Below are 21,537 nucleotides of genomic sequence, written 5' to 3' on the forward strand. Positions count from 1 at the left end.
GCGGGGGCGTGGATGGACAAGAGTGACAATATTCTGGAGCTTCGAGGAATAACCAAGAAGTTCCCTGGCGTCATCGCCTTGCATGACGTCGATCTCGACATCAAGGCGGGTGAAGTACACGTCCTGGTGGGCGAGAACGGCGCGGGCAAATCAAGCCTCATCAAGGTGTTGTGCGGCATCTACATGCCCGATGAAGGGACCATGCGCTATCAGGGGCAGCCCTATCTGCCGCAGACGCCGCACAAAGCCATGGAAGCGGGAATCCGGGTGGTCTATCAGGAATTCAACCTCCTTTCCTATCTCTCTGTCGCCGAGAATATCTTTTTCGATGACCTGCCCCGAAGATGCGGACTGGTTGATTTCAAGACGCTCTATCGAAAGACGCAGGCCCTGCTTGACCTTGTCGGGCTGGATATCTCCCCCAAGACGCCGGTGGAACTGCTCGGCGTAGCCCAGATGCAGCTCATTGAAATCGCCAAGGCCATTTCATCGGACAGCAAGGTGCTCATCCTGGACGAACCCACGGCCACGCTCTCCTCCAAGGAGATCGACATGCTGTTCGGCATCGTCGCCAAGCTCAAGGCCAAGGGGGTGACCATAATTTTCATCTCGCATCATCTTCAGGAAGTGTTCGACATCGGTGACCGTATTTCAGTCCTGCGCAACGGCGCAAATGCCGGTACCCACGTTGCCGCCGACATTACCATCCCGGAGATCGTCAAGCTCATGGTGGGCCGGTCCATGGACGAGGAGTACCCGTTCAAAGACGATGTGCCGGTGGGCGAAACCATGTTCAGCGTGGAAGGTTTGCGCTGCAAGGGTGGCAGGCATTCAGTCTCTTTTGCGGTCGGCAAGGGCGAGTTGCTCGGCATTGCCGGACTGGTCGGGTCGGGTCGGACCGATGCGGTCCGCGCCATCTTCGGGGCAGACGCCAAGGAGAGCGGCACGGTCACCCTGCACGGGAAGACCCTGGACATCAGGAACCCGCGTGACGCCGTGGAAAACGGTATTTGCCTGCTCACGGAGGACCGCAAGAATCAGGGGCTTATCCTTGAGATGTCTTGCGCGGTGAACACCACCATCACCGACCTGCCGGGCGTGGCGAAATACGGCTTCATTCAGAAGGACGTGGAACGGGAGGTCGCGGAAAAACTGGCCGCGGACCTTGATATCAAGACGCCTTCCGTCGACCAATGGGTAGGCAACCTTTCCGGCGGCAACCAACAGAAGGTCGTTCTCGCCAAATGGCTGTACCGCAATGCCGAGGTGCTGATTTTCGACGAGCCGACGCGCGGCATCGATGTGGGCGCCAAGTATGAGATTTATCTTTTGCTCTGGAAGCTGGCCGCTGCGGGCAAGGCTATCATCATTGTCTCGTCCGATCTGCCGGAGATGCTCGGTATCTGCCACCGCATCATCACCTTCTCGGACGGCAAAATCACGGGCGAGCTGGGCCGCGGGCAATTCGATCAGGAACGGATTCTGGCCTTGGCATATGAAGAATACATCCAGAACGACGCACCGGTGTCGTCAGGAAATGCATAAGTAAAACGGGGACATGGTATGAATTTAAGAAAGCTTGCGTACCTGCTGCTCAGAGAGGCCGGTATTGGTGTGGCCCTGGTGTTGATTGTCGTCATTTTCATGTTCGCCGCACCGAATTTTGCCTCGTCCATCAACCTGATGAACATCTGCACCCAGATCAGCATCAACACCGTCATCGCGGTAGGCATGACCTTTGTCATCCTGCTGGGCGGCATTGATCTTTCCGTGGGGTCTGTCCTGGCGCTGTGTACCATCGTGGCCGGGCTGACCATCACGAACGAAGCGTTTTCACCGGGCATGGCCATCTTTCTGGCCGTGCTGGGGTCCCTTGCCGTGGGCGCGGTTTGTGGCCTTTTCAATGGCTTCGTGTCTGAACGCTGGAAAATACATTCCTTTGTCGTCACGCTGGGTATGCTCAACATCGCCCGCGGGGCTGCGCTTCAGATCAGTGATTCCAGAACCCTGTTCGGTTTTCCCGAAGCATTCTCCGACCTCGGCGCACAGTCTGTTTTCGGCCTGCCGGTCATCTTCATCATGGCTTTGACCCTGGTCATCGTCGGGACCATCATTCTCAATCGGTCCGTGTTCGGCAGGATGATCTACGCCATCGGAAACAATGAGGAAGCGGTCCGCCTCTCAGGCCACAACACCATCGTTTACAAGATTGCGGCCTTTGTCATCTGCGGCGGCTGCGTGGGCATCGCCGGGATCATGTATATGCTCCGCCTTTCCATGGCCAGCCCCATCCTCGGCGTGGGATTCGAGCTCAATGCCATTGCAGCGGTCGTCATCGGCGGCACCAGCATGATGGGCGGCAAGGGTTCGCTGGTGGGCACGTTCCTTGGCGCCTGCATCATCGGCGTGTTGAACAACGGACTGCTCCTGCTGGGCATGGGTGACTTTGCGAGACAGATAGTCACCGGCCTGATCATCGTGGCGGCCGTTGTCATAGACACCTACAGAAACAGGGTTTTGAGCACGATTCATGTGATTGAGTAGTCCTATGCCAAAAAAGAAATTAGTCGTTATCGGCAGCGTCAATGCCGATCATGTCCTTCAGTTGGAGACTTTTCCACGTCCTGGCGAGACGGTTGTCGGCCATGGTTATCAGGTCATTCCCGGTGGCAAGGGGGCCAATCAGGCTGTGGCGGCTGCCAGGCTTGGGGCGGATGTTTCCTTTGTAGCCTGTGTGGGCGACGATGATTTTGGAACAAGGATGGTAGAGCGGTTTCGGGATGACGGAATCGACACTGCCGGTATCACGACCATGACGGATATGCCGACCGGCATCGCCCTGATTCAGATTGCGCGTAGTGGGGAAAACAGCATCGCCATTTCACCCGAGGCCAATGGAGCATTTACTCCAGAGATTCTTGAAACGAACATGGCTCTTCTTCGGAAGGCCGACATGGTTCTGATGCAATTGGAAATCCCGCTTGAAACCATTGAAGTCGCGGCGCGGGAAGCGCGGAGGGGCGGGGCCGTCATCGTTCTCAATCCCGCGCCCGCCCAGCCTCTGCCGGATTCCCTGTTGTCTGATCTGTCCGTTATCACCCCCAACGAGACAGAGGCGGAACTGCTTACCGGCATCAGGGTCGAAAATGAGTCCGATGCGCGCAATGCCGCCCAGGTTCTGCATGACAAAGGTGTTGAAACGGTCATAATAACCCTTGGGGAGAAGGGAGCCTATTTGAGCTCCCCCGAAGGCTCGCGTCTGGTCAGGGGGTACGAGGTTCAGGCTGTTGACACAACGGCTGCCGGTGATACCTTTAACGGAGCTTTTGTCGCTGCCTTGCAACAGGGAAGGGGCGTCTGTGCGGCCGTTGAGTTTGCCCATGCTGCCGCAGCCATTTCCGTCACCCGCATCGGCGCGCAGACGTCTATCCCCGGCATTGACGAAGTAAACGAGTTTATCAAGGCGAATCATTAGATTATATGGCGACTATAAAGGACGTAGCAAAACTTGCAGAGGTCTCGACTTCAACGGTCTCCCACGTGCTCAACAAGACCCGCTTTGTCAGCGAAGATACTTGCGAGCGCGTGAACAAAGCTGTTCGCCAGTTGAAATACCGTCCTTCCTCCATTGCCCGCAGCCTGAAGGTCCAGCGAACCAACACGCTGGGCATGCTGGTCACGGCCAGCAGAAATCCGTTTTTCGCCGAGGTGGTGCACGCTGTGGAAAGGCGTTGCTATGAGCGGGGATTCACGCTTTTTCTGTGCAATACCGATGGGGATGTCAAACGCATGGAAGCCAACCTCGACGCCCTTGAAGAGAAGCGCGTGGACGGCTTGCTGCTCCTTTGCAGTGAGGTGAACAACGATATCCTGCGGCTGCTCGAAGCAGAGCGGAGCACGCCCACGGTCGTCTTTGACTGGGGACCGGAGTCGGACAATGTCGACCGCATTTACGACAACTCCCCGGATGGCGGGTATATGGCCGCGCGGTATCTCATAGAAATGGGCCATGTCGAAATCGGCTGTGTCACCGGCCCGTTGGAACGGCGGTCAGCCGCCGAACGTCTCGACGGCTTTCAAGCGGCCATGCGTGAAGCGGGCCTGCCCGTCCGCAAGGAGTGGATCATTGAAGGCGATTACGACTGCGAGGGCGGCATCAGGGCCATGCGGCAACTCCTGGGGTTGACCGGCCATCCGACGGCCCTTTTCGTTTGCAACGACATGATGGCCTTGGGTGTGATCAACGAGGCCGCACGCACAGGGCTGCGTATCCCGGAAGACATGTCCGTCATCGGCTATGACGACATCTATATCGCCCGGTACATGACCCCGCCCCTCACCACCATTCACCAGCCCAAAAGCGAGATCGCGGCCATGGCCGTGGACAACCTCATTGACCGGCTGGACAGCAGGCGCGATCTGGGCCAGGTCATCAGGGTTGAGCCCCGGCTCGTGGAACGGGAGTCGGTCCGCAAGATAATCTAGTTCCAACCGGCGGCGTGCGGCACACGCTTGCATCTGAAATACAGGCCGACATACGTCCGGAACTCAGTTCTGGGCTGGGCGCGGAGTTATAAAGAAAGCCGTTTATTCTTAGGAATAAACGGCTTTCTCGGTTCGTGTCGTTTCAGGGTTATTTCACTGTTGCGATGCGGGAGCGCACGGGGATATTGCTTGAATCAAGTCCAGGGGTCTGGCCGTGCAGATCGAATTCCAGGCTCACTTCCGGTCTGAAGATGAGCACGTGGGTTGAGCCGCCGAAGTGGAACATGCCCAGTTCGTCTCCCTTGTTCACGTGCTGTCCTTCATACACGGTGAACTCGTTGGAGGAGACTTCGGCCATGCCCACGAACATCACGGCCATGAGGCCGATGGCGGGGTTGTCTGCTTCAATGAATACGAGTCCTCGGGAGGCGACCTGGGTGATGTAACCCTGCGAGCGGTTCGGACCGGCCGGATCAACGCCTTCGGAGAGCGCCTCGGCGTAGTAGGACCCGTCGATGAGTTCCGTCTTGACGATTTTCCCGCTCACCGGGCTGTGCCAGCGGTGATAGCTCAGGGCGCTCAAGAAAGCCTGGTAGATGGTGCCGCCCACGAACTGCGAGGCAAGGGGGTCTCCGTCCAGCATGTGATAGAGCGAGTAGGGTTGCCCCTTGATCCAGAACGTGTCGCGGAGCTGTACGTTGGTGGCGAGGTTGAAGGGTGCTGATTCACATGCGTTGGCGATCACGGCGTCGTTTTTCGGACTGGCCACCGGGCGGCGGCCTTCCCTGAATTGGCGGGTGAAAAAGTTGTCCCAGGAGGTGAACCCGTAGTAGGGGGCCTTGGGGTTGCATATGAAATCATCCACAAAAGTCGGCATGGCCTTCTGCGCATCGCGTCCGAACCAGCCCTTTGCAGGATCAGTGCTCAACACGGAGCGCGAATCCGGCGAATCCAGGAAAACGGCCCATTGGGCCAGTATCTTTTTCAGCTGGCGGTTTACCTTGGGGTTGAGGAAGGCGGTCGCCCCGGCATGGGTCGCCATGGGCCAGTTCAGTATGGCGTTGAGAGGGAAGCCCACAAGCCCGGTTTGGTTGAATTCGGGGGCCTGCACGATGATTCGGTTCATCTCCTGAAGCATCTGCTGATAGCTGCGAATCTGCGGTTGGCCCGTGGGGTCAGTCAGATAAGGTTCCTTTTGCGGCACCTCTTCAAACATCTGCGTAAAAAGCATCAGCAACTCGGGATCGTTTTCGATCAGTTCTTTGAACTCCTGGACCACGGGCAGCAACGGAGCCTGGGCCAGTTCTTTTTGGGCAGTAGCCGGGGCCATGTTTGTGGCCTGAACCGGCAATGCCATAGAGAGAAACACTCCCAAACAGATGACCGCCAGAATTCTTGAAAAATACCTGTGTCCTGCCATGCCGGAATCTCCTTGAAAGTAATAGGCCCAATTATGCAATTCGAGTTTTGTCAGCGCCCCGAGCGGGGCCAGACAATTAAACTATTATTTCGCACCTCGCCCGGTTCCAGTCAAGCAGATAGCACTCGGCGCCCGAGATGGAGCAGCGAATACAATACGAAACGGATGCAATAGGGGAAAATGTGTTACGGGAGATTGCTATGGTAACTGTGCTGGAAGGAAGATGCTACCAATCTGAACTCATCTGGCAATTGCGGGCTGTCTAAAGGGACGACTGTCAGACCAAGTATGAACCACTGCAATTGACCGCGGAACGTCGTATCAAGGCAAGGAATGCCGTGAATTTCACGCACGGCTGTTGCCAATACAGCCCCGCGCCAGGCGTAGAACATCCAGGAGTGTTGTCTGACCGGACTGCGCAGCCAGCAGTCTGTATACAAATTGCCTTAGCTGAAGTTTGGCCGTAAATGGCCTTTCTCTTTCAACATTAGATCCGGTCCGTTCCTGTGAATGACGGTATGGATCGTTACTCGCTGCGCAGTGCCGGTCATGGCTTTTCCTATGGGGCTTTGTCAGTTAGTCGTAATATTCTGGGGCTTGCTTGATCTTCTTCCAGCTTTCAGGGTCATGGCCGGTGACGATGGTCGCGTTGCGGGTGGTGGCCAGACGGCGCATGGTCTCCACGCTACGAACGGTCGCGCCTGCGTTCCACATCAGACCGGGCAAAGTGCCTTTTTCCAGGTTCCCTTGGGTGTAGCAGGCGTCCGCCGCAAAGAACATGGGCCCGGAATTGGGCAGATCGACAAGGACCGATTGATGGCCCGGCGTATGCCCCGGCGTGAAGTAGATAACGATGGACCCGTCCCCGAAGAGATCATATTCGTTGTCCTGCCATCCTTCAAGGATCATCCAGTCCACATCCTTATCGAAATCCTTTCGGATATAGGCCGCCTTCATGTACGGGTCGGGTACATACGCAAAGTTCAGTTCATCGCGCTGCACCACGTAACGGGCATTGGGGAAATGGCCTACGCCCCCTGCATGGTCGAGGTGCAGGTGTGACAGGATGACGTAATCGATGTCCTCCGGGGTGACACCGGCCTTCTTAATGGCATTGCCACACCATTGGTCTTCGGTCATGACTACATCATAGGCTGCGAGAATGCCGCCCCAGTGCTCTTCTTTGTTGTGTACTGTTTCCAGGGCGTTGCCTGTGTCGAACAAGACCTTCCCTTTGGGATGGTCGATGAGAAAGAACGGGACCGGCACGTCAAAGGCTTCACCGACACCCTCGTTTAGCGTGAAAAAATGCTTCTGGCTTTTCAGTATTCCGGCTTCGAACATGTATAAGCGCATCTTATACCTCCATGTTGATTGTGCGGTGAAGCACTGTGCGTCTCACCGCTTTTCCTTGCCCCGTTACCCTGCGCAAATGCTTTTGATATTGACGAATTCCCTGATGCCGAAGGACGAAAGTTCCCGGCCATAGCCAGAGCCTTTTATGCCGCCGAAGGGAAGCGCCGGATCACTGCGAACCATGCCGTTCACGAACACTGCTCCGGCCTCAACGCGCCGGGCAAGTTCCAGCCCCTTCTCCTCGTCGCCGATCCACAAGGAACCGCCCAGACCGAATGGTGTGTCGTTGGCCATGGCAAGGGCTTCTTCTTCGCTGCTTGCGCGGAAGACCAGAGCCACCGGCCCGAAGAGTTCCTCGCGGCATACATCGGCCTCGGACGGGACGTCGCAGATGATGGTCAGTGGGTAGAATGCACCCGGGCCGTCCGGGATGGAGCCGCCGCGTACCAGTACGCCGCCCGCCTTGAGTGCGCGGTCTACCTGTTTCTGCAATCCATCGCGAAGTTCGATCGAAGACATGGGGCCTACGGCCGTTGTCGGATCCAGGGGGGGGCCGACCTTCAATCCATCCATGGCCTTTGAAAGGGCTTCAACAAAGGCGTCGAATACGTCTTCCAACACAATGAATCGCTTGGCGGCAATGCAGGTTTGACCAGCGTTGCTGCATCGGGAGAGCGCGGCAATGGATGCTGCCTGCTGTATATCGGCGTCTGGGAAGACGATAAAAGGATCACTGCCACCGAGTTCCATGACGCTTTTTTTCAGGCGTGCTCCAGCGGCTGCGGCAACCTTGCGTCCGGCTTCTTCGCTCCCGGTCAGGCTCACGGCCACCACGGAATCCTGGTCCAGCACTGTCTCGACCTGACCCGCGCCAATCAGCAGCGCCCGGAAGACGTCTTTGGGGAAATCGCTTTGTGCAAATGCTTCTTCGATGGCCAGCGCGCACTGGGGGACATTGGAGGCGTGCTTCAGGACCATGGTGTTGCCTGCCATGAGCGTGGGCGCGGCAATACGGAGCACCTGCCAGAACGGGAAGTTCCAGGGCATAACCGCTAAAACCGTGCCCATGGGGGCGAAGTCCACAAAGGCCTTTCTGCCGCATCCGGGCACGGGCTCGCTGGTGAGCATGGCCGCGCCGTTATCCGCGTAGTAGTCACAGACAGCCGCGCATTTGAGTGCCTCGCCCCGGCCAGAACTGATTGCTTTGCCCATTTCCTTTGCCATAATCAGGGCATAATCGTCGGCCTTATCGCGCAGGATCCCGGCCAGACTGCGGAGGCATGTGGCCCGCTCGGCAAAAGAAGTCTTGCTCCATGCCGTATAAGCTTGGGCGACCGCTTCCACTGCGGCCACGGTTTTATCCGGGCTCAATTCTTCGAACTGTTGTTCAACTACGCCCGTGGTCGGGTTCAAACTCTGAATTGTCATGTCTCTATCGCTCCTTTGCGTGCTGCGTATGCATTCAGCGGTCAGGTTGTCTTGGCTGTCCAGGCCGACAAAGAGGGCTGTGTGCCGTTGGGTTGCCATTTGCCCATGCTTACGCCGTTAAAGGTTCGGGAGATTTCTCCTGTAACAAGAGCGGGTGCAACGATATCACAGGGCAGCGCGGTAGATTCTCTCGGCGTCGGTGACCAGCAGCTTGCGGGGGTTGTTGGCCAGCAAACGGGTAACCTTCATCACGCTTTCGGCCAGGGAGGGTACCGCTGCTTCCTTGACACCGTATTCACTCAGGTGCTGGGGAACATTGAGATCCTCGGCAAGTTCAACCAGAGCGTCGATACCGAGTTGGGCTGCCTGGCGGGGACTCAGCCCCTCGGTGGACAAACCGAAGAACGTGGGCAGTTCTGAGAAACGTTCCAGGTTGCCGATCATGTTGAAGCGCATCACAGGGACAAGCATGATGGTGTTGGCTACGCCGTGGGGGATGTGGTACTCGGCGCCGATGGGGTAGGCGAATGCGTGAACTGCGGTTACGCCTGCATTTGCGAAGGCCATGCCCGCGAGCAGGGATCCGCGTAGCATGCCGCTTCGGGCTTTGATGTTGGTGCCGTTCGCATATGCAGTTCGAATGCTGTTGTAGATGAGGACAATGGCTTCCCTGGCCAGGATGTCGGACATGTCGGTAGCATTCTTGGAAGTATAGGCCTCAAGGGCGTGGATAAGGGCGTCCATTCCCGAAGCCGCAGTTACGTTCGGTGGCAGCCCGAGGGTCAACTCTGGATCGAGGAGGGCGCATGACGGAAACAGGTACGGGCTGACCACGCCCTTTTTAAGTTTCTCATGCTCGTCGGAGAGGATGACGATGGGCGTAACTTCGCTGCCAGTCCCGGCCGTGGTGGGGATGAGGATAAGCGGAAGGCCGGGCTTCTTGATCAGGTCAATGCCGAACATCTCTGTGACAGGTTGGTCGTTGCTGGCCAGCACGCTGACGATCTTTGCTATATCCAGAGAAGAGCCTCCGCCGATGCCGATGACGGCCTCGGCTCTGGAAGAGTGCAGCAGGGTAAGCGCTTCATCGGCTATTTCGTAGCGCGGGTCTGCTTCGACCTTGTCGAATCTGGCGGATTTGACATCGCCGTTTTTGAGAATGTCTTCCAGTCTGTCAACTATTCCGGTGCCGACAAGGCCGGGGTCGGTCACTATCAAAACATTGCGAGCATTAAGCCGAGATAACTCATCGACAATAGAAGCAATGCTTCCCTCGCCGAAGAGAACTCGTTGTGTGGTGCTGAATGATTCGTAAGACATGCTGAGACCTCCATGTATGGTGTAGGTTGCCATGTAACAACGTGTATGGTTATTAACTCCGCAAACAAGAAAAATTTAAGATACTCAATCATGCAGTATGAAGCAGGAAACGTTTCATTGATGAACTACAATCAACAAACATACCAAACTTATACAAAGTGACTGCTTTTCTTTTTCCGATGTTTTATGTCATTAAATTTTATATCGTTACATAAATAGATTGACTGAACGGTCAACATCTGGTTGTTGTCATGCAAACTTGGAGATCCGATGCCTTTTTACATCGGTCATGTTGTCTTTGAGGTGGCTGCTGGTTAAAGTTACCTTTATTCAGTCAGTTGGGCGCTGATGCATAGTTGCTTTCACTGATGCATGTATGCATCGGCTGCTGACGGGTTTGTATGGGCGGGAGGTTGGCACAGAAGAAAAGGCGGGGATGTCTTTCGACTGCCCCGCCTTTTCTTCTGTGTTTGGCAGTAGCTAGAGCGTGCTCAGCCCATGTCGTTTCATCTTGCGGACAACAGTGGATTGATCGATTCCAAGGGCACGGGCCATGGCCCGGGTGCTTTGATGTGCTTGAAGCGCACGGGACAGGACGTTGCATTCGGTTTCATCGAGGATGTCCCGCAAGGATCTGCCTTCGGTGGGGCTGGAAAAACCTGGGCATTCGCTCGGGTCCAGACCGCGGATACCCCGAAGGGCGTCCTGCTTGGTGATGAGATCGCCATGAGCCATAACGACCAGACGTTCCACCGTATTTTCCAGTTGCCGAACATTCCCCGGCCAGTCCGTATTGATCAGCACATCCAGGGCATCGGTCTCTATTTGTTTGCTCAACCCGTGCTTCTGGTTGAAGATTCCCAGGAAATGATAGATGAAGTCGAAAATGGCTTCCTGGCGTTCGCGCAGTGGCGGAATATACACGGGGACCACGTTGAGGCGGTAGTATAGATCTCTGCGAAACAGTTTTTGCTTTACCATTTCCTCAAGGTTTCTATTTGTGGCGGTGATGATGCGGACATCCACGGTAATCGGGGCGCTTCCGCCGATGCGTGCGAAGGTCTTGTCTTGTAGTACTCGCAGCATTTTTGCTTGCAATCCCAAAGGCATTTCGCCGATTTCATCCAGAAAAATGGTGCCCTTGTCGGCTTCTTCGAACAACCCTTCCTTGCCAGCCCGCAAGGCTCCCGTAAAAGCGCCCGGTGTATAGCCGAATAGTTCGGACTCCAGCAGGTGTTCGGGGATGGCGGCACAGCTCACTTTTACAAATGGCTGGTCTCTTCGGGAACTGTTCTCGTGAAGTAGGGCGGCCACTACTTCTTTACCCACACCGGAGTCTCCCAAAAGCAAGACCGTGGAATCCACTTTAGCCAGACGTGTTGCCTGCGCGTAAACTTCCTTCATGCGTTTGGAGCGGATAATGATATTCGGTTTGTGGTCCACGTTCCGCCGTAATGAATCCAGTTCCTTTTTATACTGGGTATGCAGGCGTGACAGGTGTTCAAGCTCCGCCTGCAGGTTTCGCAACTCCGTGACATCGCGGACATTGGTGACTACTCGCCAGATATTGCCGTCATGGTCCATCACTGGGGTTCCGGTGACGACAATAGTCTTGGTGTTTTTGATTTTTTGAATGATGGTTTCGGTCGTTTTGCTTTGCAAGACGCGCAATGTAACCGATTCATTGTAGTAGCCTGCCGCGACCAACTCTCCCATGGTTTTGCCGAGGACCTCGTCGGTGCGGATGCCGGTGATCCGTTCGTAGGCCCGGTTTATGCGCAAGGCGCGCCCTTCGCCGTCAGTGATGAAAAAACCGTCAAACGACGAGTCGATGATCGCGTGTAGTTCTTTGGACAAGTCCCGCAAGTCCCTCAGCTCACGTGAGCGTATGACTTGGTCCTGTACATTCTGCAGCAGCACCATGAACTTGAAGGGGCTGTCATCCGCATGCACTTGCCAAATCATCGGCAACAGTCGAACGGATTCTTTCCAGGCCATGTAGATGGATTCCTGGTCAACGGGATCAACCTCGATTTCGAACCCTGCATCGCGCAGCACGTTCGCAAGCGTTCGGCCGCAAAGCTGAGTGCGGTCCAGACTGCACAACATGTCGGCAGACACATTGTGCCAACCGATGGTCCAGTGGCTGTCCACCAGAAACATCGGCGCGGGCAGGCCGTGGAAAAAATCCTGATACGGCATCCGCTCTGCATGCTGAGCACCGTAGATGCTATCAATGACGGTCGTGGTATCCATGCCGCCCACCACTGAATCTTCATCAAGAACCGCAAGGAAATTGCAACCTTGCCAGTCGATTCCAGATACGTCCTCGTCTGGGCGTATTGTGCAGAAAATGGGTTTTGCATGACAGGAGATTGTATCCGACATGGACGCACCGTTGGCAAGGGCCTGAAGGAGTTCTTCATGGGTGAACACCCCTGCAAGGTCCCCGCGGGAATCAACTATGCTGGCACCTTGTGTCTGCTGGTGCCGGAAAACAAATGCGGCATCCCTCAACGTGGAGTTGACGTCCAACGATACGATTGGGGCTTGCATGATATCACGAACTCGCATTGTGCCTCCACTTGTAGAAGATTCCCATAAAGCATAGTATTAACAGTAGGGGGAATCAAGGCCCGACAAAATAGAAGTGAGAGGTGGCCCCGGTTCTTGGGGCCATTGAGCGCTTTTTTCACGGTTGTGCTTCAGTTTTCTTGCGGGAGACGAACTGGCCTTTGTTCATCCCGGTATCGATTCCTTGACCCCATGCGTCGACCTCAGCTTGGTACTTGAAAGCCTTGCTTTGCGTGGGCTGGCCTTTCTTGCGGATGCGGACTTCCCACTTATGGCCTCGTTTGCGGATGGTTGCCATGGCTGTATCTTTTCTTGATTTTACAGGAGCAGGACTGGAGCATTATGGAAAATTGGCACAGAAAAAGGGTCTAGCTTGATGCTAAGACCTTAATATTCTTGCAGTCAGGAATCGGAATTGAACCGACGATCTACTGATTACGAATTGTTGGTGAGGGTGTGGTGATATACATTGTATTTGCCTGAAAACATTCTCTTTATTCGATTGTGGCAGAGTGCGGTATCTTTTGGATACTGCTGAAAACCGCCTTAAACTGCCTGAAATTGTCCGCATCTGGCGGACAGTGCGTACAATTTGCGTGCAGTTAATGGGGAACGAGCCAATGCGTTGGGGGCCATTGGCCTAGCTTTTTCGGCTTTCAGGCTCTTGTTTGGGGATGGCATTGGTGGTGGCAATTTATTCATCAGAGTCAAAATATAAATACCAGTTGTCTTCACCCTCAATTTTTCTTTGGATCCACCAATGTGATGACCTGATTGCTTTGGGTTCAAAGTCGTCGATGCTATCTACCAAAATGGATGCATCTCTTGGATATGGTTCGTATGCGTAACCCTTGCATGAACCTGGCGAAAGAAATCCAATGCAACTGGAGTAAAACCGTACACGTACTTCGCCTGTTGGCGAGTACATAACCTGAATACCGTCATCTATCGAAATTTCTTTGAACAGCTTTCTGTATTGGACAATTCTCTCAGGAGCATCGCTCCGGGAGATTCCATCAGCCAATTTGTACCAGTTGTGACCTACTCGTATTATGTCGCTGTCTTCTTGCACTTTAGCTATTATTTCATCAAAGATCGCCCGGTTATCAACAAAGTTTTGAATCAAGACTTCATCGGTGTCATGAGGCGGGAATGCTAGCTCCATAAGGAGCCAACACACACCTACGAGTAAGGTGCAAAGGAATGTAAATGAAAGAAAAATCCATTTAATTGATTTTGCGACTGAACGTCCCCAATGCATATTTGATCACCACCTCCATCCAAAGGCAAGCGATGGGAGAAATCTCAACTCCCGCGCCTGTCACAAGTGTCATTAAAAAGGGTAATCTTGCCCTTTGCGAATCATTTGATTGTCTCGGGGGTCATCAAACCAAGTACGGTACCATCTCCATTCGTGGGTATCTTTTTTCAACTGCCAAGCTCCCGCTGCCGCACGAGCAAAGGTTACATTGATGCCCATCGTTTGTGTGTAGAGTCCATAGTGGTAATTACCGAAGTCTTCATATTCGGGGTGGCCTTCTTTTTTGTAGTCATAGTTTTGTTCACTACGAAAATTGTCGTATATCCAAGAACATTTATAGAGGAATGTCAATTCGTCGATACATGCCGCCCGTATGCTGTCGATGGAGTGTACGCCAGAGAAGTTTGCCTTTTCCAGAAAGTCGTCAACCTCCTTTGCGGCTTTTTGCTGGCATTCTTTTGCAATGCGCTTCGCCTCGGCAATGTTGGCAGATAAATCTACACCGGGAGGAACAATCATTGCTTCAGCCCTTCCAGAAACTCTATAAGCTGTGAACACCTCTATTTCGCATTTACAGTTTGGATGCACAGGGCCTGGATTTTCCTCGAACCATAGTCCGTTCATGGCTTGGCACTTGTCGCATGCTTTTGGTTTGGGGTGGTACCGCCAGTATTTCTTGAGCGCATCTGGGTCAGTTGTTTTATAGGACTTCCCTGTGGCCGTCGCGGACATGTGTTTAGGCATGCCGTACACCAGTTGGTTTTCTCCAATGTGTTGAACCCATTGTTCTGACATTTTCATTTCTCTTTGTGAGTGGTTTTCGTAACAGCGCCCAACGCGCTGTTCAAAGTTGCGAAAACCGTATCACGGGTTTTCAGGCCAAAATGGGCAAAACACGGAGATGTCGGTGAAATGCAGCCTGATGTCGGTCAAATGCACGGCGCGGTCGGTGAAATACACCCAAGAAACGGCATTTATCGCTTGACAGGTTTTGGGAAAAGGTCGGTTTTCGTGCATTCAGTGCGCTAGTATGTCGTCTTGCAGGAGGGCTGCAGGTAAACTGATGGAAATCAGTAGGTCTAAGCAGGCAACTTATTGAAATCATGAAGAATGACTCGAAGATGTCCGCAAATTGTCCGCACAAAACAATCAGTTTTGACCCTTTCACTATGAAATAGAAAAAGCCCTAAAGTGACATAACTCACTGAGGGGCTTGATCATTCCGTGGAGCCGGGAATCGGAATTGAACCGACGACCTACTGATTACGAATTTGTTGGTGAGGGCATGAAAGAATGGGTGGTATCTGACTAAAAATGTTCTCTTTTCTAGTTGACATCGAGTTGCGGTATCTTTTGGAAACTGCCGAAAACCGTCTAAAACTGCCTGAAAAAGTCCACATTTTGCGTACAGTTCATAAGGGGCGTTTTGCCCATTGGCGTCGTCAAATTATAGGTGTTCATTCCCTGTTTTCATGGTGGTGTATTCAAAGAAATGCCTGCGAAGTGGTGGCAAGGTCGCGAAGCAAAGGACGGCGATGTTGAACGCTGTGGGGATGCCATAGAACAAAGCATTGCCGAGATCCCATTTCCCATCAAGAATTAATGAGATACAGGGCCACCCGGGGAAAGCGATACAGGGGATTGAAGCGAGTATGTCCAAAGGACGTCTTTTGTACAGCTCAGGCGATTTGTTAATGAGCCTGGCAATGAGGTGCGTATTAGCAAGTACGAAAGCAGCCATCGCACCCCATAAAGCCCATGCAAATGGGGTCCAGTAGTTGAAACTGAGTGTGATCGCATCAAGCAAAAAAAGGCCGGTACCCATAACTAAAAATGCGCCAACAGCGATTGTCTGGACCGACAGCCCTAAGAGCAAGACCAGGCGAACAGCTCTAGGTACATTACGATTCAATTGTTCTTGGTAATTCATGTTGTCTATATGTTATGCTGAGGGGCTGTAGTCAAGCATTGAAAGTGGGGCTGCTGTTTCGCATACCCACTTCCAATGACGACAAGGAACTCGCCTCGTTTACTTGATTAAAGGAGATTTTTGTCCTTTAATGACCATCTCATTGTCTCTGGGGTCGTCGAACCAAGTTCTCCAGAAGCTTATCTTGGAGGTTAACGAAAATACCTGAGCCGATCCCGCTGCAGCTTGGGTAAAAGAGGCATTCAATCCAAGTGCTTCCGTATATAGGTCATAGTGATGATTGCCGAAGTCCTCGTATTCGGGATGCCCACCTCGTTTGTAGTCGTATTTGGCTCCATCTTTGAAATTGAAGAATACCTATATGCATTTCAATGAGAAACTTGCTGTGGAATATGGCGGGAAGTTAAAAATGAATGACTCACAAATCCTTTTTATCCGCCTTGCTTCCGCAATATTGGCTGCCAAATCGACACCTTGTTGCACAATGATGTCCCGGGATCGTCCCGTGACTTTGATCGCCTCGAACTCTTCAATTTCGCATTTGCAGTTCGGGTGAACCGGGCCGGGCCGACTTTCAAACCACAGCCCTTTCATCGCTTGGCATTTGTCGCATGCCTGTGGTTTCGGATGATATCGCCAATAAGTCGTTCTATTCGGCTGGCTCTCGTTCTTGGCGCCCCCACCTGCCACTGCCGACATTTGCTTTGGCAGACCATAAACCAGTTGATCATCCCCGATGTGTTGAACCCATTTCTCTGCCATCTCCATTCTCCTTGTAGTTTTCGCGAACAGGGCCCGGTGCGCCGCTCAGAGTTGCGAAAACCGTATCATGGGATTTTGAGTCGAAAAGGGCGAAACAAGGAGGTGTCGGTGAAATGCAGCACGATGTCGGTCAAATGCACAGTGCGGTCATTGAACTACACCAAAGAAACAGTGTTTTTAGCTTGACGGGTTTTCGAGATAGTGAGTTGGGAGCCTACTGATGGGAATCAGTTGGTCTCAACAATCAACCTGCTGAAATCATGAGACACGGGCATTCATTGTCCGCAGATTGTTCGCACAGAAAAGTCAGTTTGACACGGCTCATGCAGGGACAGAAAAAGCCCCTCGGTGACATAACTCACTGAGGGGCCTATCTTTTCCTGTTGCCAGAAGTCGGAATTGAACCGACGACCTACTGATTACGAATTGGTATGGATGTTTTGGGTGTGTGGCCTGTATTGCTTTGAAAAGATTGATATTGTTTGAAATGTCGAGAGGTCGGTATACCCTGGAAACTGCCGAAAACTACCCAAAATTACCGAAAAGTGTCCGCATTTTGCGTACAGTTTGCGTACAGTTTTTAAGGAGCGCTGACTAACTGATTATTGGTCATTTGGTCGTCTGAATTTGGGGCCGTTTAATCCCCTTTCCCTTATTCTTCAAAAAACGATAGTGCGGCCTGCTTGGCCGTCGAGTTGTCCAATGAGTTTAAGCCATCCCGGAAATACTTGTTCCAGTTGGGGCCGCGTTGCTTGAGGTCCTCATGTGCTTCAAGCAAGGCGTCCGGATCGTCTTCCATGAGTAGCTCGATGAGCTGTTGAGCTTGCAGCAGATCCTTGCGCCGTTTGGCCGTTTCTATGGAATCGCGACGTTGGGAGACAATCAGCTTGTGCAGTGCGAACCGAGCGGGTGACGGGACGTGCGTTAATGCGCCACCGCCGACGAGCATGACTGTTTGCACGGAATCAACGACGAGGAAATCCAAAAATCGTTGAGGGTGTCCATGTGTTTTGAGGGTTCGTGAGTGGATTGGTCCTCGGCCAGGACCGGAAAAGGGCATGAGTACATCAAGTCGAAGCTTGTCCTTGTTGATGTATGATACCGGAGGCGTCCTGGGGTCTATTCCAGGGACTTCGCTGAACGTGTCATCAAGCTGTTTGAGGATGTCGAGCAGTGGGACATCAAGCGAATCGTCCTTTACGGCGAGAGAAATAGCGTCGGCTTGCGTCATGTCCACATCCATGGTGTAGAACGCGGCCTGTCCGAATTTTGCCCCCAGCATCGCGCCATAGGCTTGGAAGGCAATGGTCCCGACAAGGATGGCTTTTTCAAGCACTCCCGCTTCATGCAGGCCCAGGAGCAGGTTGGCCAGCTTGCCCGTCGGGGCCGCAACTCCAGATGACTTGAGGGTGCTGATAATTTCGCCCCGGCTTGTGTAGCCCGTTTTGGCCGCTTCGAATCTTTCCACCTTGAGGGCCAGTTCAGTGTCGCCTGCGGGGCCGATGTATTCCCTCTGCTGATATTTCCCCGGAGTCGTCCGTCTGCTTTTTTGGAAATACCAATGGTCTTGGCCGTCAACGGGAACCGTGACGATACTGCCGCTCAAAGGCCAGAGTTCAGGATCACGGGGCTCGGCTCTGCATTGATCAACAAGCTCGGCAAACAGGCTGTGAGTTATGATGGGAAGTCGTTTCATGAAGCGACTATAATTCAATTTGAGAATGAAGTATAGTGCTGCGTGGCTAGTATTCTTCCCGTTCGATCGGGCTGCGCATGGTGTCGATGACTTCGGAATGAATCTCGATATCGAACCACTTTTTCAGAAGTCGTCTGTCCATGTTCTTAGGCCAAAGCTCTTCCCGTGTATCCCAGGCTTCGCATTGCATTTTTATGATCGTCTTGCTTTGTTTCAGGACGAACTCAAAGGCTTGCTCGTCCGTGTCGAATTCAGGGATAAGCAACGCCATGCAATCTTGCTCTCTGGCTTGCTCCAGTGACGGTATCAAGTCCTCATCGCCGTCAGGCAACGAGGTCATCCAGTCTATGTATCCCTGCTTCGGCTTCAGAACGGCAAGAAGCCTATTGATAATCCTCACGGTGGTTTCTCCGTTTGAATTTGAGGTTGTAAGATGTCGTTTCGGATAGGATCGATTAACTGATCATTAACCAATTGGTCGCCAGCGGATTGTCACAATCTGAGAGTGAATAATGGCTACTCATTGAGTTTTGCTAACGAGTCAGAAAGATACTGGAAACAAGGATTCGCCCACTCCATAAATGTGGCTAGAGCCATGAGTAAGTCTTGAGCCTCATCTTCCTCGTACCCACACCAAACGAGAGTTGGGGTGCCGTCTATTTCAGCTGTATGGCGTCCATCAAGAGCACCTGGGTTTGAGTGGACTTCGCTAGAGAGCAAAGAGTAGCAGGTATGGTACATTTGCTCTTGGTTAATGGCTTTCCATCTTTGGTCGATTTCCATCTCATAGTAACATTCGGTGTTGTCGATTTGGATAGCCGCCATTTTTTCTCGTATAACGGCCTTGTATTCTTCAGCGTTCCTAATTTCGCCCGCTTTGTACGCCTGTCTTGCCTGATTGGTGATCTTGTTGCCAAATTTAACTTTTTCCATCCACGCCCCCATAAGTGCAGATTCGTCGTCGCATTGATCGATCATTAGGCGGCAATTGACAACACAATCTCCGGCAGTTCTTACTATTGCAGGAATTACGATGTGATGTTTGTGCCGAGCGCATGTGATAATTGCTTCGGATGTCTGAACAAGGCTTGCCAAATGTGCCCACGTAAGGGCTGTTTTTGGGGTGTGGTTCAACCCTTTAAGGGAGTTAAGCCAGGCAGATAGTTTCTTGTTTTCGTGCTTGATATCCTTGATGAGTTTGCGGGTGCTTGGTTTGTCCATGGATATATTCTCCCATTTCCTAAGCTAGAAGCCGTAGTCCAGAAAGTTGGCAACGGCTTCCCTGATGATAGGTGCTTACGAGTTTCTGAGTTCGTTTGTGGCACGGCCTATCTGAAGAAGCAAACGCTAACTCTTTTTGCGCCTACTCTGCGCTGCTCTCATCTTTTTTGATTTAGTCTGGATTAATTCATTTTAACCTTTCGCCAGCGCATATTCAGACGGGCATGTTGGGGTTGAAGATTCAACCTATAACCAAGGAGGCTTCATGCCCAACCCAAAGAAGAAAGGTCGATCGAAGAAACAGGAAACGAAGCACAGGCTGCTTCAGTTGGCAGATCGAATCAATGAAGCGTGGCAAAGGAGAGCGGAAGATCTTCTTGAAATGGGGAAGCTGCTCAATAAGGCCAAACCGTTGCAGAAGATAAAGGGGTTCAAGCAGTGGGTGAAGGACAAGCTTCCTTTTAGTTATTCATCGGCAAGGAATTATATGAATATTGCCAACGCATTCGAATCACCCGATGAAGTTAAGCAATTTAGTGTCAGGAGTTTGGTATTGATGTCCAAACGCGATTTCCCTAAGGGGTTGCGGCACGATATTGTTGAGTCAGCAAAAATGGGGGAAGAGTGGGATGTCGAGCGAATTCAGCGAAAATGGGATGATGCTAAAGAGGATATTGACCTAGAGGAGTTAGCTCCTGAGGACGTAGATGAGAATTGCCGCAAGACTCGGTCAAAGGATGCCAAGGCAACTTGCAAAAAACTGACGAAAGCAGAGAAGACCAAAGCCGCAATCAGACACCTTTCTGTCGCAGCTAAACTTGCTGCTGCTAATGTTGGAAAACGTAAGAAGATAAATCCGAAAGCAAAAAGTAACTACGCAAAGAAGATCAAAAAGATTCAGGCACTTCTTGAGGCGATTTTGAAAGATCTTGAGAAGAAGTAGAGTCCAACAGTTGGACTGGGGAGCACTTGTCCATAGTATATACTAACACTAAAATATTCACATAGATAAGCAAAACAGGTGATTCTGATGATAAAAAGTCAATGCAAGAATTTGGGGACTCGTAGCAATGGGTACGGTGCCTTTGTACACAAGGTCTTATCAAAGATAGTTCAGGTTAAACCGCACATCCACAGGGTCGAATTATTCCTTAAAACTGGTCAGATTGACGTTTTGAGTCATAACCTGATGGCCTTCGCACCAAAGAAGGCTGAGATCAAAGACCCGACGTACCGCGAGGTGAAATACTTCAATCTTAGGGGCGTAAAGTTCTCTTTGAACTGGTGGTCTGAAAGTAACTACCCGGACTTTAGGATTAAAGCTGTAAACCCAACACCAGAGGCGCTCATGGAGCTTAACCGTAGGGTTCCAGATTTGGTTGTGAGCTACGTCGAGTACGCCGTGGATTTCGTGTGCAAAGAAAGTAGGGATGTTCTGGGTGTTCATTGGCTACTACGTCGTTACCTGTGGTTTCCCGGTCATACTGGGGCGGGAACCTGTGCAGGCAGTCCATTCTTGGGTGTGGATGATCACAGGGCTGAAAACAGCGTGTCTTACTTTTGGAACGCAGGAAAGAAGCCCAATGCTGTTAAGATTTACGAACGTGGACCTGATGCCCTCAAGCGCATGAAGGAAGATGGAAAACCATGGTGGCATATGGATGATGTGGATCGGGTCCGTCTAGAATTCATCTTAACGGATGAAAGGGGCAAGTATCATCTCAAAAAGTATGGTGTGCGTAACTTAGAGGGCTTTTTTCTCTGTCCCCGGATGGAAGCCATATTAGGCGGCAAATTCAAATTCTGTGTTTTTGAGGGGCATGGGGATTATCCTCAGGAATGGGGCTCTTACTGTGAGGTCGATGACTGTGGCGGAATCGATTCTTTTCACCTGGAACGCCTTGCAGCAGAGCGCCGAGGGGTCAATATTAACGTTGCATGTGTGGAAGCTGCTTCGATGGCTCCTCTTTCGAGGGTTATAAAAGCCAAACTGAGAAGATTTGATGAGGAGTGGCGTCAAGCTGTGATGGACGTCTATGAAAGGCGATTCGGCTAAAAATCATTATGATGTCCACCTCAGACGG

General features: G+C 52.3%; 19 protein-coding genes and 1 pseudogene. 6 read left to right on the top strand and 14 right to left on the bottom strand.

Annotation, left to right across the window (positions count from 1 at the left end; translation table 11 throughout):
• Positions 1 to 12 precede the first annotated feature (12 nt).
• Genes DWB63_RS08745 through DWB63_RS08760 form a run of 4 tightly spaced genes read left to right on the top strand, consistent with a single transcriptional unit; the run spans position 13 to position 4,485 of the window.
• Positions 13 to 1,545: a sugar ABC transporter ATP-binding protein gene (locus DWB63_RS08745; RefSeq protein WP_128328449.1), complete on the top strand. Its 1,533-nt coding sequence runs from the start codon at positions 13 to 15 to the stop codon at positions 1,543 to 1,545.
• Positions 1,546 to 1,563: 18 nt separating this feature from the next.
• Positions 1,564 to 2,544 (top strand): ABC transporter permease, encoded by a 981-nt coding sequence (locus DWB63_RS08750; protein ID WP_128328450.1) that lies wholly within the window; start codon positions 1,564 to 1,566, stop codon positions 2,542 to 2,544.
• A 4-nt stretch (positions 2,545 to 2,548) separates the two neighbouring features.
• Complete coding sequence (rbsK, locus tag DWB63_RS08755) at positions 2,549 to 3,475, top strand: ribokinase (protein WP_128328451.1); 927 nt, start codon at positions 2,549 to 2,551, stop codon at positions 3,473 to 3,475.
• A gap of 5 nt (positions 3,476 to 3,480) precedes the next feature.
• Positions 3,481 to 4,485: a substrate-binding domain-containing protein gene (locus DWB63_RS08760; protein WP_128328452.1), complete on the top strand. Its 1,005-nt coding sequence runs from the start codon at positions 3,481 to 3,483 to the stop codon at positions 4,483 to 4,485.
• 148 nt (positions 4,486 to 4,633) lie between these two features.
• Here the strand turns inward: DWB63_RS08760 and DWB63_RS08765 are convergent, their stop codons facing one another.
• The 14 genes and pseudogenes from DWB63_RS08765 to DWB63_RS08825 form a co-directional block, all read right to left on the bottom strand.
• Positions 4,634 to 5,815, bottom strand: coding sequence for a phosphatidylserine decarboxylase family protein (locus tag DWB63_RS08765; protein ID WP_241648755.1), 1,182 nt, complete (start codon positions 5,813 to 5,815; stop codon positions 4,634 to 4,636).
• 666 nt (positions 5,816 to 6,481) lie between these two features.
• Complete coding sequence (locus DWB63_RS08770) at positions 6,482 to 7,261, bottom strand: N-acyl homoserine lactonase family protein (protein ID WP_128328453.1); 780 nt, start codon at positions 7,259 to 7,261, stop codon at positions 6,482 to 6,484.
• Positions 7,262 to 7,324: 63 nt separating this feature from the next.
• The gene (locus tag DWB63_RS08775) at positions 7,325 to 8,689 is read right to left on the bottom strand and encodes an NAD-dependent succinate-semialdehyde dehydrogenase (RefSeq protein WP_128328454.1); all 1,365 of its coding nucleotides are present in this window, start codon (positions 8,687 to 8,689) and stop codon (positions 7,325 to 7,327) included.
• 165 nt (positions 8,690 to 8,854) lie between these two features.
• A complete protein-coding gene (locus tag DWB63_RS08780) occupies positions 8,855 to 10,009 on the bottom strand; it encodes an iron-containing alcohol dehydrogenase (protein ID WP_128328455.1) in 1,155 nt (384 codons plus the stop codon).
• Between the two features lie 480 nt (positions 10,010 to 10,489).
• Entirely contained in the window at positions 10,490 to 12,583 is a 2,094-nt protein-coding gene (locus DWB63_RS08785; RefSeq protein ID WP_128328456.1) for a sigma 54-interacting transcriptional regulator, read from the bottom strand.
• Between the two features lie 118 nt (positions 12,584 to 12,701).
• Positions 12,702 to 12,881 carry a hypothetical protein gene (locus DWB63_RS08790; protein WP_128328457.1) on the bottom strand — a complete coding sequence of 60 codons (180 nt, stop codon included), beginning with the start codon at positions 12,879 to 12,881 and terminating at the stop codon, positions 12,702 to 12,704.
• 396 nt (positions 12,882 to 13,277) lie between these two features.
• Entirely contained in the window at positions 13,278 to 13,844 is a 567-nt protein-coding gene (locus DWB63_RS08795) for a hypothetical protein (RefSeq protein ID WP_128328458.1), read from the bottom strand.
• A 72-nt stretch (positions 13,845 to 13,916) separates the two neighbouring features.
• A complete protein-coding gene (locus DWB63_RS08800; protein WP_128328459.1) occupies positions 13,917 to 14,639 on the bottom strand; it encodes a polymorphic toxin type 44 domain-containing protein in 723 nt (240 codons plus the stop codon).
• A 652-nt stretch (positions 14,640 to 15,291) separates the two neighbouring features.
• Complete coding sequence (locus tag DWB63_RS08805; RefSeq protein ID WP_128328460.1) at positions 15,292 to 15,774, bottom strand: hypothetical protein; 483 nt, start codon at positions 15,772 to 15,774, stop codon at positions 15,292 to 15,294.
• Between the two features lie 99 nt (positions 15,775 to 15,873).
• Positions 15,874 to 16,065 (bottom strand): annotated as a pseudogene (locus tag DWB63_RS17465) (hypothetical protein); the annotation flags it as partial.
• Positions 16,066 to 16,131: 66 nt separating this feature from the next.
• The gene (locus tag DWB63_RS17470) at positions 16,132 to 16,536 is read right to left on the bottom strand and encodes a hypothetical protein (protein WP_241648759.1); all 405 of its coding nucleotides are present in this window, start codon (positions 16,534 to 16,536) and stop codon (positions 16,132 to 16,134) included.
• A gap of 652 nt (positions 16,537 to 17,188) precedes the next feature.
• Positions 17,189 to 18,232 carry a GSU2403 family nucleotidyltransferase fold protein gene (locus DWB63_RS08815; RefSeq protein WP_128328461.1) on the bottom strand — a complete coding sequence of 348 codons (1,044 nt, stop codon included), beginning with the start codon at positions 18,230 to 18,232 and terminating at the stop codon, positions 17,189 to 17,191.
• A gap of 46 nt (positions 18,233 to 18,278) precedes the next feature.
• Positions 18,279 to 18,632, bottom strand: coding sequence for a hypothetical protein (locus DWB63_RS08820; protein WP_128328462.1), 354 nt, complete (start codon positions 18,630 to 18,632; stop codon positions 18,279 to 18,281).
• A gap of 116 nt (positions 18,633 to 18,748) precedes the next feature.
• Entirely contained in the window at positions 18,749 to 19,453 is a 705-nt protein-coding gene (locus DWB63_RS08825; RefSeq protein WP_128328463.1) for a DUF5677 domain-containing protein, read from the bottom strand.
• Positions 19,454 to 19,718: 265 nt separating this feature from the next.
• On the opposite strand from DWB63_RS08825, the gene DWB63_RS08830 reads away from it, so the two are divergent.
• Both DWB63_RS08830 and DWB63_RS08835 read left to right on the top strand, forming a co-directional pair.
• The gene (locus tag DWB63_RS08830; protein WP_128328464.1) at positions 19,719 to 20,396 is read left to right on the top strand and encodes a hypothetical protein; all 678 of its coding nucleotides are present in this window, start codon (positions 19,719 to 19,721) and stop codon (positions 20,394 to 20,396) included.
• An 87-nt stretch (positions 20,397 to 20,483) separates the two neighbouring features.
• The gene (locus tag DWB63_RS08835; protein ID WP_128328465.1) at positions 20,484 to 21,509 is read left to right on the top strand and encodes a hypothetical protein; all 1,026 of its coding nucleotides are present in this window, start codon (positions 20,484 to 20,486) and stop codon (positions 21,507 to 21,509) included.
• Positions 21,510 to 21,537: the final 28 nt, after the last annotated feature.

The sequence above is a fragment of the Pseudodesulfovibrio sp. S3 genome (assembly GCF_004025585.1).
Lineage (GTDB): Bacteria > Desulfobacterota > Desulfovibrionia > Desulfovibrionales > Desulfovibrionaceae > Pseudodesulfovibrio.